12 protein-coding genes are annotated in these 14,071 nt (G+C 71.1%); 6 read left to right on the plus strand and 6 right to left on the minus strand.

The window, feature by feature from the left end; genetic code table 11:
- Positions 1 to 24: 24 nt before the first annotated feature.
- A complete protein-coding gene (gene rpoB / locus QFZ29_RS13190) occupies positions 25 to 3,516 on the minus strand; it encodes a DNA-directed RNA polymerase subunit beta (protein ID WP_306894510.1) in 3,492 nt (1,163 codons plus the stop codon).
- Between the two features lie 296 nt (positions 3,517 to 3,812).
- On the opposite strand from rpoB, the gene QFZ29_RS13195 reads away from it, so the two are divergent.
- Together QFZ29_RS13195 and QFZ29_RS13200 are read left to right on the plus strand one after the other, a co-directional pair.
- Positions 3,813 to 4,571 carry a spermidine synthase gene (locus QFZ29_RS13195; RefSeq protein WP_306894511.1) on the plus strand — a complete coding sequence of 253 codons (759 nt, stop codon included), beginning with the start codon at positions 3,813 to 3,815 and terminating at the stop codon, positions 4,569 to 4,571.
- 45 nt (positions 4,572 to 4,616) lie between these two features.
- Complete coding sequence (locus tag QFZ29_RS13200; RefSeq protein ID WP_306894512.1) at positions 4,617 to 5,477, plus strand: spermidine synthase; 861 nt, start codon at positions 4,617 to 4,619, stop codon at positions 5,475 to 5,477.
- A gap of 61 nt (positions 5,478 to 5,538) precedes the next feature.
- On the opposite strand, the gene QFZ29_RS13205 is transcribed toward QFZ29_RS13200, so the two are convergent.
- From QFZ29_RS13205 to QFZ29_RS13215, 3 genes are read right to left on the minus strand one after another with little or no spacing between them, the layout of a single operon-like run.
- Positions 5,539 to 6,399 (minus strand): 5-oxoprolinase subunit C family protein, encoded by an 861-nt coding sequence (locus QFZ29_RS13205; RefSeq protein WP_306894513.1) that lies wholly within the window; start codon positions 6,397 to 6,399, stop codon positions 5,539 to 5,541.
- A complete protein-coding gene (locus QFZ29_RS13210) occupies positions 6,396 to 7,028 on the minus strand; it encodes a 5-oxoprolinase subunit B family protein (RefSeq protein ID WP_306894515.1) in 633 nt (210 codons plus the stop codon). The genes QFZ29_RS13205 and QFZ29_RS13210 overlap by 4 nt, the downstream gene beginning before the upstream one ends.
- Positions 7,025 to 7,786, minus strand: coding sequence for a LamB/YcsF family protein (locus QFZ29_RS13215; RefSeq protein WP_306894516.1), 762 nt, complete (start codon positions 7,784 to 7,786; stop codon positions 7,025 to 7,027). Before QFZ29_RS13215 ends, QFZ29_RS13210 begins: the two co-directional genes overlap by 4 nt.
- Positions 7,787 to 7,835: 49 nt before the next feature.
- Between QFZ29_RS13215 and QFZ29_RS13220 the strand changes: the two genes are divergently transcribed.
- From QFZ29_RS13220 to QFZ29_RS13230, 3 genes are all read left to right on the plus strand, one after another.
- Positions 7,836 to 9,029, plus strand: coding sequence for a PQQ-dependent sugar dehydrogenase (locus tag QFZ29_RS13220; RefSeq protein ID WP_306894517.1), 1,194 nt, complete (start codon positions 7,836 to 7,838; stop codon positions 9,027 to 9,029).
- Positions 9,030 to 9,069: 40 nt separating this feature from the next.
- On the plus strand, positions 9,070 to 9,567 hold the full coding sequence (locus tag QFZ29_RS13225) for a SprT-like domain-containing protein (RefSeq protein WP_306894518.1): 498 nt from the start codon (positions 9,070 to 9,072) through the stop codon (positions 9,565 to 9,567).
- 86 nt (positions 9,568 to 9,653) lie between these two features.
- On the plus strand, positions 9,654 to 10,265 hold the full coding sequence (locus QFZ29_RS13230; protein WP_306894519.1) for a CGNR zinc finger domain-containing protein: 612 nt from the start codon (positions 9,654 to 9,656) through the stop codon (positions 10,263 to 10,265).
- Positions 10,266 to 10,362: 97 nt separating this feature from the next.
- Here the strand turns inward: QFZ29_RS13230 and QFZ29_RS13235 are convergent, their stop codons facing one another.
- On the minus strand, positions 10,363 to 11,025 hold the full coding sequence (locus QFZ29_RS13235; protein ID WP_306894520.1) for a 2-phosphosulfolactate phosphatase: 663 nt from the start codon (positions 11,023 to 11,025) through the stop codon (positions 10,363 to 10,365).
- 9 nt (positions 11,026 to 11,034) lie between these two features.
- Positions 11,035 to 12,300, minus strand: a complete 1,266-nt coding sequence (locus QFZ29_RS13240) for a hypothetical protein (RefSeq protein WP_306894521.1) — start codon at positions 12,298 to 12,300, stop codon at positions 11,035 to 11,037.
- 324 nt (positions 12,301 to 12,624) lie between these two features.
- Here QFZ29_RS13240 and QFZ29_RS13245 point away from each other — a divergent pair, with 324 nt between their 5' ends.
- Positions 12,625 to 14,046 (plus strand): MFS transporter, encoded by a 1,422-nt coding sequence (locus QFZ29_RS13245; protein ID WP_306894522.1) that lies wholly within the window; start codon positions 12,625 to 12,627, stop codon positions 14,044 to 14,046.
- The last annotated feature ends 25 nt before the right edge of the window (positions 14,047 to 14,071 follow it).

Below are 14,071 nucleotides of genomic sequence, written 5' to 3' on the forward strand. Positions count from 1 at the left end.
TCTCAGTCGTCGTTCTGGCCGGGTTCAGATCTCGTCGATGTTCGACGACTCGAAGCGTGCCGAGATGTTGATGCCGAGCTCCTCCGCTGCGCGGAAGGCCTCGTCATCGGTGTCGCGAAGCGAGACCGCGGTGCCATCGGCCGAGAGCACCTCGACGTTCAGGCAGAGCGACTGCATCTCCTTCATGAGCACCTTGAAGGACTCGGGGATGCCGGGCTCCTGGATGTTCTCGCCCTTGACGATCGCCTCGTACACCTTGACGCGGCCGAGGATGTCGTCGGACTTGATCGTGAGGAGCTCCTGCAGCGCGTATGCGGCACCGTAGGCCTCGAGTGCCCACACCTCCATCTCACCGAAGCGCTGGCCACCGAACTGCGCCTTACCACCGAGCGGCTGCTGGGTGATCATCGAGTACGGGCCCGTCGAGCGCGCGTGGATCTTGTCGTCGACGAGGTGGTGGAGCTTCAGGATGTACATGTAGCCGACCGAGACCGGGTGCGGGTACGGCTCACCGGAGCGGCCGTCATAGAGCTGCGTCTTGCCGCTCGAGTCGATGAGCCGCTCGCCGTCGCGGTTGGGGAGCGTCGAGTCGAGCAGACCCGCGATCTCCTCCTCGAGCGCGCCGTCGAACACCGGGGTCGCGACCTTGGTGCCGGGCGCGGCCTCGTGAGCTTCCTTCGGGAGCTTCTTGGCCCACGCCGGGTTGCCGTCGACCTTCCAGCCCTGCTTGGCGACCCACCCGAGGTGGGTCTCGAGGACCTGGCCGAAGTTCATGCGGCCGGGGATGCCGAGCGGGTTCAGGATGACGTCGACCGGAGTTCCGTCGGCGAGGAACGGCATGTCTTCGACCGGCAGGATCTTCGAGATGACGCCCTTGTTGCCGTGGCGTCCGGCGAGCTTGTCGCCCTCGGTGATCTTGCGCTTCTGGGCGATGTAGACGACCACGCGCTGGTTGACGCCGGAGCCGAGCTCGTCGTCGCCGTCTTGCGAGTCGAAGACCTTGACGCCGATGATCGTGCCCTGCTCACCGTGGGGAACCTTGAGCGACGTGTCGCGAACCTCGCGGCTCTTCTCGTTGAAGATCGCGCGGAGCAGTCGCTCTTCAGCGGAGAGCTCGGTCTCACCCTTCGGCGTGACCTTGCCCACGAGGATGTCGCCGGGGCGAACCTCGGCGCCGATGCGGATGATGCCGCGCTCGTCGAGGTCGGCCAGCAGGTCGGGGCTCACATTCGGGAGGTCACGGGTGATCTCCTCCTTGCCGAGCTTCGTGTCGCGGGCGTCGACCTCGTACTCCTCGATGTGGATCGACGAGAGCACGTCGTCTTTCACGAGGTTCTGGCTGAGGATGATCGCGTCCTCGAAGTTGTGACCCTCCCACGGCATGAACGCGACGAGCAGGTTCTTGCCGAGCGCGAGCTCGCCGTTGTCGGTCGCAGGACCGTCGGCGACGACCTCGCCGACCTCGATGCGGTCGCCCGCACTGACGACGACGCGGTTGTTGTAGCTCGTGCCCTGGTTGGAGCGGTCGAACTTGCGCAGGTAGTAGGTCTGCGTGCCGCCCTCGTCGAGCTGCACGGTGACCGAGTCGGCCGAGACCTCGACGACGACGCCGGCCTTGTCGGCGGTGATGACGTCACCCGCGTCGACGGCTGCGTAGCCTTCCATTCCCGTGCCGACGAAGGGGCTGTCGCTGCGCAGCAGCGGCACCGCCTGACGCTGCATGTTCGCGCCCATGAGGGCGCGGTTCGCGTCGTCGTGCTCGAGGAACGGGATGAGGGAGGTCGCGACCGAGACCATCTGGCGCGGTGAGACGTCCATGTAGCCGATCTCGTCGGCGGGGAAGAGGTCGACCTCGCCGCCCTTCTTGCGGGCGAGCACGCGCTCCTCGGCGAAGTGCGAGTCCTTCGTCAGCGGGGCGTTGGCCTGCGCGACGATGTACTCCTCCTCTTCCATTGCGGTGAGGTAGTCGATCTGCTCGGTGACCTTGCCCTTGACGACCTTGCGGTAGGGCGTCTCGATGAAGCCGAACGAGTTGATGCGCGCGAACGACGCGAGCGAGCCGATGAGGCCGATGTTCGGGCCTTCAGGGGTCTCGATCGGGCACATGCGGCCGTAGTGCGACGGGTGGACGTCGCGGACCTCGACGCCGGCGCGGTCACGCGAGAGGCCACCGGGGCCGAGCGCCGAGAGGCGGCGCTTGTGCGTGAGGCCCGCGAGCGGGTTGTTCTGGTCCATGAACTGCGACAGCTGCGACGTGCCGAAGAACTCCTTGATCGCGGCGACGACGGGTCGCACGTTGATCAGGGTCTGCGGCGTGATCGCCTCGATGTCCTGCGTCGTCATGCGCTCGCGGACGACGCGCTCCATGCGGCTGAGGCCGGTGCGCACCTGGTTCTGGATGAGCTCGCCCACCGCGCGGATGCGACGGTTGCCGAAGTTGTCGATGTCGTCGACGTCGAGGCGGAGCTCGACGGCCTTGCCACCGCGACGACCGGCGAGGGTCGTGCGCTCGTCGTGCAGGGCGACGAGGTACTTGATCGTGGCGACGATGTCTTGCACCGTGAGCACCGAATCGGTGAGCGGCGCCTCGAGGCCCAGCTTGTTGTTGATCTTGTACCGGCCGACCTTCGCGAGGTCGTAGCGCTTCGGGTTGAAGTAGAAGTTGTCGAGGAGCGCACGCGCGGCCTCGGCAGCGACCTGCTCGCCCGGACGGAGCTTCCGGTAGATGTCTTTGAGGGCTTCTTCCTTCGTGAGGATGTTGTCCTTCTCGAGGGTGATCGCGATCGACTCGTAGCCGGCGAACTCCTCGAGGATCTCCTCGCTCGTGAGGCCGAGGGCCTTCAGGAAGACCGTGACCGACTGCTTGCGCTTGCGGTCGATGCGAACGCCGACCTGGTCGCGCTTGTCGATCTCGAACTCGAGCCAGGCACCGCGGCTCGGGATGACGCGAGCCGAGTAGATGTCCTTGTCAGACGTCTTCTCGGGGGTGCGCTCGAAGTAGACACCCGGCGAACGGACGAGCTGCGAGACGACGACGCGCTCGGTGCCGTTGATGACGAAGGTGCCCTTGGGGGTCATCAGGGGGAAGTCGCCCATGAAGACCGTCTGGGTCTTGATCTCACCGGTGAGGTGGTTCATGAACTCGGCGTTCACGTAGAGCGGCGCGGAGTAGGTCTTGCCCTTCTCCTTGCACTCGTCGATCGAGTACTTCTCGGGCTCGAGCTCGGGGTTCGTGAACGAGAGCTGCATCGTCTCGCCGAGGTCCTCGATCGGAGAGATCTCCTCGAAGATCTCCTCGAGGCCCGTGGTCTCTGGCAGGTCTTGGCGACCGGCAGCCTTCCCTTCAGCGACGCGCGCCTTCCACGCGTCGTTGCCGACCAACCAGTCGAAGCTCTCCGTCTGGAGGGCAAGGAGGTCGGGTACGGTGAGAGTGTCGGTGACCTTGGCGAACGAGAGACGACTTGCGCCGCGTCCGTTCTTGGGGGTGGGCGTGGTCGCGTTGCGCGCAGCAGCCAAGTGAATTAACCTCCATCGACCCCGTCGGGCCGGTTCACTGTCGGTAGCGGAGAGTGGTACCCCTCAGACGTATGCGAATGCTCGAGGTTCATAACCCCGGCACGCAAAGCCGACCGCAATATGAAGGCATGGTGGGTCTGGGAGCGCAAAGGTTAACTATATGTCGATCGCGGCCCCGTGTCCAGTCGAATCTTGACCTCTTCGCAAAACTCGGGTATAACCCAGCTTCGCCCCCCGAATGAGGGCTCCTTCGGGCGTTTTCCGCCGACCTGGGGACGTCGTGCCACGATGCATGCATGGCCGAGCGCATCGAGTTCGAGGCCGACGTGTTCACGCCGTCGGGCCTCACGCTGCTCGTCGACGGCACGGCGCAGTCGCACGTCGACCCCGTTGATCCGACGCGCCTCTTCTTCGAGTACGTCCGGCGCATCGGACACGTGCTCGACGCCATGCGGCCGGCACGGGAGCCGATCTCTGCGGTGCACCTCGGCGGCGGCGCGCTCACGCTTCCTCGGTACGTCGCCGCGACCCGGCCGGGCTCCACACAGCTCGTGGTCGACCACGACGCCGAGGTCATGGCGATCGTGCTGAGTCGGCTCCCCCTCCCAGTCGGCTCCGGCATCGAGATCCTCGTCGCGGATGCGCGCGAGGTGCTCCTTCCGCTCACGGAGCGGCCACCGGCTGATGTCGTCGTGGTCGATCTCTACGCCCGGCTCGAGGCGCCCGCGTTCGTCGACGAGCCGTCGTTCATGGCCGGATGCCTCGCCATCCTGGCGCCGTCGGGGCTCGTCGTCGTGAACGTCGCCGACGCCCCCGGCCTCGCACGGCTCCGGGCGCAGGCTCGCGCCCTCGCCCGCGCCGACCCCAGGGCAGTGCTCCTGATCGCCGGCGACCCGGCGGTGCTGTCGGGCGCGGAGGAGGGCAACGCGATCCTCATCGCCGCGCCCGGAGGCCTCCCCGCCGGTCTCGAGGAGCGGCTGCTCGAGGCAGGACCGTTCCCCGCGGCCGTCCTCGCAGGGCATCGCCTCGACACGGTGCTGTGGAGCGCGTGCTGAGCGCGGGCGACGGCGCCCGCTCGCGCGGCGGGTAGCGTGGCATCCGTGCCAGATCTCGAACGCCGCCTCGCCGTGAGCGGGCATCTCGCGCGCCTCGAGGAGTCCCGGCAGGTGACCGGCTCGTGGACGCTCTACGTCGACGGCACGCCGCAATCGCACGTCGAGCTCGACCGGCCCGACTGGCTCGGCTTCGAATACGTGCGGCGCATCGGTCACGCCGTCGATCTCGTGCGGCCAGAGGGGCAGCCGATCACGGCGGTGCACCTCGGCGGCGGCGCGCTCACGCTCCCGCGCTACGTCGCAGCGACGCGGCCCGGTTCGCGCCAGCAGGTGGTCGAGCTCGAGAGCGACCTCGTCGAGTTCGTGCGCGAGCACCTGCCACTCCCCCGCGGGGCGCAGGTGCGGGTGCGGCACGGCGATGCCCGCGAGGTGCTCGCGAAGCTGCCGGGCGGTCTCGACGGCGCCGTCGACATCGCGATCGTCGACATCTTCTCGGGCGCTCGCACTCCCGCGCACGTGACGAGCGCCGAGTTCTACGGCCTCGTGTCGCCCAGGCTCGCGCCCGGCGGCATCCTCGCCGTGAACGTGGCCGATGGCGCCGGCCTGGGTTTCGCGCGCTCGCAGGCAGCGACGCTCGCGCACGTGTTCGGGCACCTGGCGATCGCGGCCGACACGTCGATGCTGAAGGGCCGGCGCTTCGGCAACGTCGTCATGTACGCCTCGCACGACGAGCTGCCGTTCGCAGGGATGCCGCGGCGGCTCGCGAGCGATCCTGCCCCCGCGAAGCTCGTCGACGGCGAGGAACTGCGCCGCTTCATCGCGGGCGCCCCGGTGGTGACGGATGCCACGGCGGTGCCCTCACCGCCGCCCGCGAGATCGGTGTTCCTCTCGAAGCCCCGCGGCTGACGGGGCATCCGCTCGTCGCCACGCTCGTACTCGCGTGCCGCGTTGCTGCGCGCTCGGCCGCTCACGCGTGCCGGAAGCGCAGCTCCTGCCCGGGCCGGAGCTGCGCGACCGCATCGAGCGAGCCCGGCGCGACGATCGCGATGACGGGGTAGCCGCCCGTCACGGGTCGGTCGGCGAGCAGGACCGTGGGGGCACCGCCGCCGGCCACCTGAATCGAGCCCGGCACCGTCGCCTCGCTCGCGAGCTCGCCCTGGATGCGACGCTCGAGCGGCGGGCCGACGAGCCGCGCCCCGATGCGGTCGGCCTGCTCGGAGAGCCGCCACGGCGAGTCGAAGAGCACGGCGAGCGCGGAATCGGTGAACCACTCGGCTCGGGGTCCGGGCAGTAGGGCGATCGTCACCTGGCCGTCGGGCGGCGGGAAGGCCGCCTCCTGGTCGAGCAGGGGCACGGATGCCGCGGGCTCCGGCCCGATCGCGAGCACCTGCCCCGCCTCGACCGCGTCGGGCCCGATCGCGGCGAGGGTGTCGCGCGACCGCGAGCCGAGCACCGGCGGAACCTCGATGCCGCCGCGCACGCCGAGCACGTACCGGATGCCGCGTTCGGCCATGCCCACCTCGAGCACCGAGCCGTCGGTCGCCCTCGCCGCCGTGTAGGGCGCGACGGGTCGGCCGTCGAGCGTCACGGGACCCCACGCACCCGTCACCGCGAACCACGCCTCGCCGTCGAAGCGCGCCCGGAAGCCGCCGACGAGGAGCTCGAGTGCGGCGAGCCCGTCGGGATTGCCGACGAGCCGGTTGGCGAGCCGCAGGGCGCCGCGGTCGAGCGCTCCCGAACCTGCGACGCCGAGATGGGCGAGGCCGGGTCGCCCGACGTCCTCGACGAGGGCGAGCGGGCCGGGCTGCTCGACGCGCAGCCGGGTCATCCTGCGCCGACCGCCTCGAACCGCACGCGCCGGCCGGGCAGGAGGACCGCCGGGGGCTGCGCCTCGGGATTCCAGAGCTCGGCACCGGTGCGACCGATGAGCCGCCACCCGCCTGGACTCTGCCTCGGATAGACCCCGCCGAACGATCCGGCGAGCGCGACCGAACCGGCCGGCACGCGAGTGCGCGGCGCGTCGAGCCGGGGCACCTCGAAGGGCCAGTCGTCGCTCACGAGATAGCCGAAGCCGGGCGCGAATCCGCCGAACGCGACCCGCCACTCGATCGAGGAGTGGAGCTCGACGAGGGCGTCGGCCGTGACGCCGAGGAGCGAGGCGGTCGTGCGCAGGTCGGGCCCGTCGTAGGTCACCCGGATCGTGACACCGTCGGCGGCCCGACCGGCCGAACGGGCGGCCGCCTCCGCCGGGATGCGGCGCACCCACGTCGCAGCCGATTCGAGCGGCAGCGTTGCGGGGTCGACGGCGACGAGGATCGTGCGCGCCGCCGGCACGAGCTCGACGACGCCGGGCTGGTCGCTCGCGGCGAGGGCGTCGTGCAGTGCGAGCACCTCGTCGAGGCTGTCGCACTCGACGAGGAGGGCGGAATCGCCGCTCGGCAGCAGCCGGCGGCTCACGCGAACGCCTCGATCGCGATGCCGGCGCCTTCGAGCGCGGCGCGCACCGCGCGGGCGATCGCGACCGCCCCGGGGGTGTCGCCGTGCAGGCACAGCGAGTCGGGGGCGAGTTCGACACGGCTGCCGTCGTCGGCCGTGATGCCGCCCGTCTCGGCGAGCTCGAGGGCGCGGTCGGCGGCGGCGGCCGGGTCGTCGACGATCGCGCCGGGTTCGCCCCGCGGCACGAGCGAGCCGTCGGCCACGTACCCGCGGTCGGCGAAGGCCTCGCGGGCGAACCGGAGTCCCGCGGCATCCGCGGCCCGCTCGAGTGCGCTCGACGGCGAGCCGAGCAGGGGCAGGGTCGGCTCGAAGGCGGCGACCGCCTCGGCGAACGCGTGTGCCGCCCGTTCGTCGGCGCCGAGACGGTGATAGAGCGCACCGTGCGCCTTCACGTAGCGCACCTGCACACCGACAGCCCGGGCGACGCCATCGAGCGCGCCGAGCTGCGCGAGGAGCTCGGCCGCGAGCTCGGCCGGGCTCGTGTCGAGCGCGCGCCGGCCGAACCCGGCGAGGTCGCGGTAGCCGGGGTGCGCCCCGAGGGCGACGTCGTGGCGGGCCGCGAGGCGGGCGCTCGAGAGCATCGTCACCGGGTCTCCGGCGTGGAAGCCGCACGCGACGTTGGCGCTCGAGACGAGGGCGAACATGGCCTCGTCGTCGCCGATGCGCCACGCGCCGAACGATTCGCCGAGGTCGCTGTTCAGGTCGATCGTCGGCTGCATGCTCCCATTCTGCCGCGCACGCGGGCAGACTTGGCGCGGGAGGATTCGGATGCAGGGATTCGGCAGGGCGCGCGGCGGGGCACGAACCGTGGGCTCTCGCCGTGCGGCATCCGCTGCGATCGCCATCGCGACCCTGCTCGCCGTCGGCGCATGCACGGGCCCACCGGCACCGAACCCCTCGCCCTCGCCCGAGTCGTCGACGCCCGCGCCTGCGTCCGAGCCGCCCAGCACTCCCCCGCCGGTGCTGCAGCCGAGCGGCGCTCCACAGGTGATCGCAGAGGGACTCGACGCACCGTGGTCGATCCTCCGGCTGCCGAGCGGCGGCGTGCTCGTGAGCGAGCGCGACACCGCGAACATCGTCGAGGTGCTCGGCGACGGCTCCGTGCGGGTCGCGGGCACCGTGCCCGGCGTCGCTCCGGGCGGCGAGGGCGGGCTGCTCGGACTCGCATTCCTGCCGGGCGACGGCGACCGGCCCGACCTCGTCTACGCGTATCACACCGCGGCATCCGACAACCGGATCGTGCGGATGCCCCTCACGGGCGCCGTCGGCTCCCTCGCGCTCGGCGACCCGGAGCCGATCCTCACGGGCATCCCCGCGGCGGGGAACCACAACGGCGGCCGCATCGCGTTCGGGCCCGACGGGTTCCTCTACGCCACCGCCGGCGACGCCGGCGATCGCGACGCCGCACAGGACCCAGGTGCCCTCGCCGGCAAGATCCTGCGGATGACGCCCGACGGCCAGGCAGCGCCCGGCAATCCGTTCGGCAATCTCACCTGGTCGTTCGGCCATCGCAACCCGCAGGGCATCGCCTGGGATGCCGCCGGCCAGCTGTGGGCGGCCGAGTTCGGCCAGAACGCCTGGGACGAGCTCAACCGCATCACGCCGGGCGGCAACTACGGCTGGCCCGTCGTGGAGGGCCAGGCGGGCGACGCCCGATTCACCGACCCCGTCGCGCAGTGGGGCACGGAGGAGGCGAGCCCGAGCGGACTTGCGATCGTCGGCGACACGCTCTTCCTCGCCGCGCTCCGCGGGGAGCGCTTGTGGACGATCGCGCCGGCCACCTCGGGCGCACCGCTCGCGACCGCGCCATGGTTCGTCGGCGAGCTGGGTCGCCTCCGCGACGTGACCGCCGGCCCCGATGGCGACCTGTGGTTCATCAGCAACAACACCGACGGGCGCGGGTCGCCGCGAGAGGGCGACGATCGCCTGTACCGGGTGCCGCTCGTCCCGACGGACGGCTGAAATCCGCGACACCGTCGGTGCGCGGGGATATTCTCATCCCATGGCGGATCTCGAGCGGGTTCGGCGGTGGGCCGAGGCGCTCATCGTGCTGCACCTCGATCCCGCCGTCTGGAGCTTCGGCTTCGACAACGCCAAGAAGCGCGCCGGCCTCTGCAACTACACAGGCAAGCGCATCTCGGTCTCGAGGTACCTCGCGGCCCGCTACGACGACGACGAGATCCACCAGATCCTGTTGCACGAGGTCGCGCACGCGATGGCGGGCCCTCGCGCTGGGCACGGACCGAAATGGGCGACGATCGCAGCCGAGCTCGGCTACGTCGGCCGGCGCACCCACGACGGCGAGGTCGCCGACGAGCTCGCGCCGTGGGTCGGGCACTGTCCATCGGGCCACGAGCATTTCCGATACCGTGAACCGCAGCGACCGCTTAGCTGCGGTCTCTGCCAGCGCCGATTCGACCAGGCGAACCTCATCGTGTGGCGCCGGCGCGAGATCTCGGCGTCGGTGCGGCGCAAGGCTGCGAGCGCCGCCGCGGGATGACGTGCCTGCTGACGGCATGCCCCCGGTGGACATGTCACGGTCGCCGGCGCGCGGATGCGGCATCCGTAACCCCATAGGATGGTTGCATGCCCGTCTCCACCGTCTCCATTCCCGTCGGGCAATGGTTCGTCTCACCCGAAGGCACCCGCTGGTGGTTCGACTCGGGCTCCTTCGCCCTCGACTTCGCCTACACCGGCCGCGTCGGCGACGAACCCGCGCTCGAGCAGCTGCACGCGCCCGACGACCTCACCGCGTGGCTCGGTGAACGCTTCCCGGTCGCGGTGAGCCCCGCGCGATCCCGCGACCTGTTCGACGCGATCTCGCTGCGCGACGCGATCGGCCGCATGGCCGTCGCCGCAAGCCGCGGCGCCGAGCCGAGAGCCGTCGACCTCGACCTCGTGAACCTCTACGCCGCCACCCCCGACATCCCGCCCGCCCTTGCGGGCGGGTCGCGCCAGGCCGGCCGTTCCGTGCACGCCGTCGGCCAGGCGCTCTCCACGATCGCGCGCGACGCCGTCGACCTCTTCGACGCCTCGAACGCCGACCGCATCAGGGAGTGCAGCGGCAGCGACTGCGCGTTCGTCTACCTCGACACCTCGCGCGCCGCGAGCCGGCGCTGGTGCTCGATGCAGCGCTGCGGCAACCGGGCGAAGGTGCGGGCGCACCGCGCGCGCAAGGCGGTACAGCCGGCCGCCTGAAGCGGATGCCGCGAGCGGCACGCGCGCGGCGGCGAACCCGACAGGCGACGAGTCGTCGACCCGGCGCGCACCCCTCCGTGGCGACCCTGCAGCACCATCAGGCGCGGAACGCCCCGTCGCCCAGCTCGGGCACGACTCGCGTGACATCGCGCTCGGTCGCGGGCCGCACCTCGTCGCGGCGTCCTGCGGCGGCGAGCACGACAGCGCTGCCCGACGCGCTCATGAGGTGGGATGCCGCGTGCTGCAGCCCTTCGAACGCCGCGCACGCGACGGCGGCCTCAGGTGAGGTGTGGTCGATGCCGATGCCGACGAGCGCGTCGATGACGGCGCCCGCGACGAGCTGGTCCTCGATCGCGAAGCGGATGCCGCCGCCGTCGGTTCCGGTGAGCGCGTCGGGCGGCTCGCTCGTCAGCTCGCCCGCCGCGACGACGGCGACGATGACGCGCTCACCCCGGTGCTCCTGCATCGCGAGGATCCGCTCGGCGACGGCGGTGCGGTTGCGCATCGCGGCCGCGAGCACGATCGCGCCGTCGGCGCCGAGTTCGAGCGCGAGCGCGCCCGTTCCACCGGAGGAGGCGGCATCCGACACGTCGGTGGCGGTGCCGTGCTCGGCCGCCACGACGACCGAGGTGGTGAACGACAGGGCATCGACGAGCACGACGACGTGAGCACCGGGCAGGATGCGGCGGCTGCCGGCGGCACCCCAGTCGAACCGGACCTGGTACTTCGCCTGGCCGAAGGCAGCCGCGGAATCGCTCACCGCGACAGGCTAACGCGCACCGTGGCCCGAGTCCCACATCGCGAGGGCCTCGGCGTCGCTCGCCCGGGCCGACGCCCTGCGGGCGGCATCGAGGGCCGCCACGGGGTCGGGCTCCTGGCGCGCGATGATGAGCTGGCGCTCAGCCTCGGCGAGCCGGGTGCGGGCATCTGCGCCGACGACGCCCCTGCCGCGCTCGACCGCCTCACGAGCGACGCGCAACTGGCTCTCGGCGATCGCCACGGCGCCGCCGAGGGCGCCACGGGCGCCGTCGAGCCGGCCCTGCGCGTTGCGTGCCGCAGCGCGAGCCACCTCGAGCCGGTCGCGCGCGGCGCGGAGGCGATCACGATCGGCGAACGGGTCGCCCGCGAGGTCGGCCCGCCCCGCCATCACCGCGGAGGCGTCGCCGACCGCCGCGCCGAGGGCGGCTGCGGCATCCGCGTCCTCCTGCCGATCGCGCTCGCGGCGCCCCTCGACGAGCTCTGCGTCCAGCAGCGCCGCAGCCTCCGCCGCCTCGGCCTGCGCCGACGCGAGCTCGAGCTCGATCCCCTCGATCGCGGCGAGGTCGCGGGCCGCCCGCTCGAGGCGGTCGCTCGCGAAGGCGAGCCGCTCGGCCGCGGGCTGCGAGGCCGCGATGCCACGCTGCGCCTCGGCGAGCGCTGCATCGGCATCGGCGAGCCCGGCGTCGATGCGAACGGATGACGCGTGCACCCCGGCGAGGGCCGACGACGCGAATCGCGTGGCGAGCCGGTCGAGTGCCGCCCGCGCCTCATCGCGTCGGCGGCCGAGCCGCTCGGCGTCCTCGCGGAGTGCAGGTGCGTCGTCGCTCGCGCCGCGCTCGGCCCGGCGCCTGGCTGCGAGCGCGGCATCCGCTTCGTCGATCGCCCCGAGCGCCGATCGGCAGAGGCCCTCGATCCTCGCGCTCCAGGTGTGGCGCTCGGCGGCGGAGTCGGGTTCGGCGTCGTCGAGTTGTTGCTGCAGCAGGAACGCCTCTCGGAGCCAGCCCCGAGCCCGCGTGACGGCAGTGCGCACCTCGCGAGCCGCGGCCTCGCCGAACTGCGCCTCGGCGAACGCCACCTCGCGCTCGGCCTCTCGCGTCGCGTTGTCGGCCTGCACGATGAGTCCCTTCGCGCGCACCTCGAGCTCTCGCGTGCCCGTGAGCGCCCGACGCTCGCGACGCACGGCGAGCCTTCGGAACCCCACGACCGACCCAGCGAGCAGCAGGCCTGCCAGCCCGAACACGACCACGGAGGGCAACCACCAGAGTGCGTCGGCCATGTGCGGGAGTCTAGGCCGTCGAGATCGCACACGGCTGGGCGGCATGCACTGGCCCCGCGGCGACCGCGTCTTGGCCGCCGACGTGTTCGAGGAAAGCTCGAAACGGTACACCAGCGTCACGCGCACGATACGTCCGCGAAATCTCGTGAACGCACACTTGCCAGAGCGAATGTAACAGGCATGTGAACACGGACTAACAACCCGGCACTGTGAGAAGTGACGACTCAGTGACCGAACCTTTACCTCGCATGGCGAGCGCGGAAACACGGCGCGAATAGCGTCCCTGACATCCGAGTTCCCACACTGCTCCCCCGGAGGCTCCAAATGGCACTCACCACCGAACCCCAGACCACGCCCCCCGGCGTCCCGGCTTCGACCGACACCGCGACCAGCGAACTCGTCCACCGGCCAGGTCGCTGGATCGACAACTGGAACCCCGAGGACACCTCGCAGTGGAACCTCGTGGGGCGTGCGATCGCCAAGCGCAACCTCGGCTGGTCGATCTTCGCCGAGTTCCTCGGCTTCGTCGTCTGGCAGCTCTGGAGCATCGTCGTCGTCTCGCTCCCGGCCGTCGGCTTCAACTTCGACACGGGGCAGACGTTCTGGCTCATCTCGATGCCCGCCCTCGTCGGCGCGACCCTGCGACTCCCCTACACCTTCATGGTGCCTCGCTTCGGCGGCCGCAACTGGACGATCGTCTCGGCAGGGCTCCTGCTGATCCCCGCGATCGGGCTCGGCATCGCGGTGTCCAACCCCGAGACGCCCTTCGGCGTCATGCTCCTCATGGCGGCGTTCGCCGGCTTCGGCGGCGGCAACTTCGCGAGCTCGATGGCGAACATCACGTTCTTCTTCCCGCAGCGGGAGAAGGGCTGGGCGCTCGGGCTCAACGCGGCCGGCGGCAACCTCGGCGCATCCGTGGCCCAGTTCGTCGTGCCGATCGCGATCACGATCGGTGCAGCGGCCACGCTCAACCTCCCGCTCGCGGGCTGGGTCTGGATCCCGCTGATCATCGCGGCGATGATCGGCGCCTACTTCTTCATGGACAACCTCTCGAGCGCGAAGGCCGACATCGCCGGCTCGCTCGCCGCGGTGCGCGAACCGCACATGTGGATCCTCGCGTTCCTCTACATCGGCACCTTCGGCTCCTTCATCGGCTTCGCGAGCGTGTTCCCGAAGCTCATCGCCGATCAGTTCCCCGACTTCTCAACCATCCAGGTCGGCTCGGCCTCGGTCGGGCTCGCCTTCCTCGGTGCGCTCGTCGGCTCGCTCGCCCGTCCCTACGGCGGCAAGCTCGCCGATCGCTTCGGCGGCGCCCTCATCACGGTGGTCACGTTCGGGGTCATGGCGCTCGGCGCGACGCTCGTGCTGCTGACCCTGCCGGCCGGGAACTTCTGGCTCTTCCTCGGCTGCTTCCTGCTGCTCTTCGTCGCGAGCGGCGTCGGCAACGGCTCGACCTACCGGATGATCCCCACGGTCTTCGCGGCCCGGGCCGGCACGGCGAACGCCCACGAGAACGCGGCAGACGTCGGCACGCAACGCAAGGCGGCCGCAGCACTCGGCATCATCTCGGCCGTCGGCGCCTACGGCGGCTTCGCGATCCCGCAGGTGCTCGGCGCCGCCAAGACCGGCACCGGCAGCTACGACGCGGCCTTCATCGGCTTCATCGTCGCCTATGTGGTGTTCTCTGCCGTCACGGCCTTCTTCTACCTCCGCCGCGGCTCCTCGGTGGCGGGGCAGCGCATCTAGCACCACCAGCACCATGCACCCGATC

Source organism: Agromyces albus, from assembly GCF_030815405.1.
Lineage (GTDB): Bacteria > Actinomycetota > Actinomycetes > Actinomycetales > Microbacteriaceae > Agromyces > Agromyces albus_A.

Bases quoted from the DNA above. Each gene is read 5' to 3' on its own strand.
- QFZ29_RS13205 (WP_306894513.1), bottom strand. From the start codon at position 6,399: ATGACCCGGCTGCGCGTCGAGCAGCCCGGCCCGCTCGCCCTCGTCGAG.
- QFZ29_RS13220 (WP_306894517.1), top strand. From the start codon at position 7,836: ATGCAGGGATTCGGCAGGGCGCGCGGCGGGGCACGAACCGTGGGCTCT.
- QFZ29_RS13240 (WP_306894521.1), bottom strand. From the start codon at position 12,300: ATGGCCGACGCACTCTGGTGGTTGCCCTCCGTGGTCGTGTTCGGGCTG.
- QFZ29_RS13230 (WP_306894519.1), top strand. From the start codon at position 9,654: ATGCCCGTCTCCACCGTCTCCATTCCCGTCGGGCAATGGTTCGTCTCA.
- QFZ29_RS13245 (WP_306894522.1), top strand. From the start codon at position 12,625: ATGGCACTCACCACCGAACCCCAGACCACGCCCCCCGGCGTCCCGGCT.
- QFZ29_RS13215 (WP_306894516.1), bottom strand. From the start codon at position 7,786: ATGCAGCCGACGATCGACCTGAACAGCGACCTCGGCGAATCGTTCGGC.
- QFZ29_RS13225 (WP_306894518.1), top strand. From the start codon at position 9,070: ATGGCGGATCTCGAGCGGGTTCGGCGGTGGGCCGAGGCGCTCATCGTG.
- QFZ29_RS13195 (WP_306894511.1), top strand. From the start codon at position 3,813: ATGGCCGAGCGCATCGAGTTCGAGGCCGACGTGTTCACGCCGTCGGGC.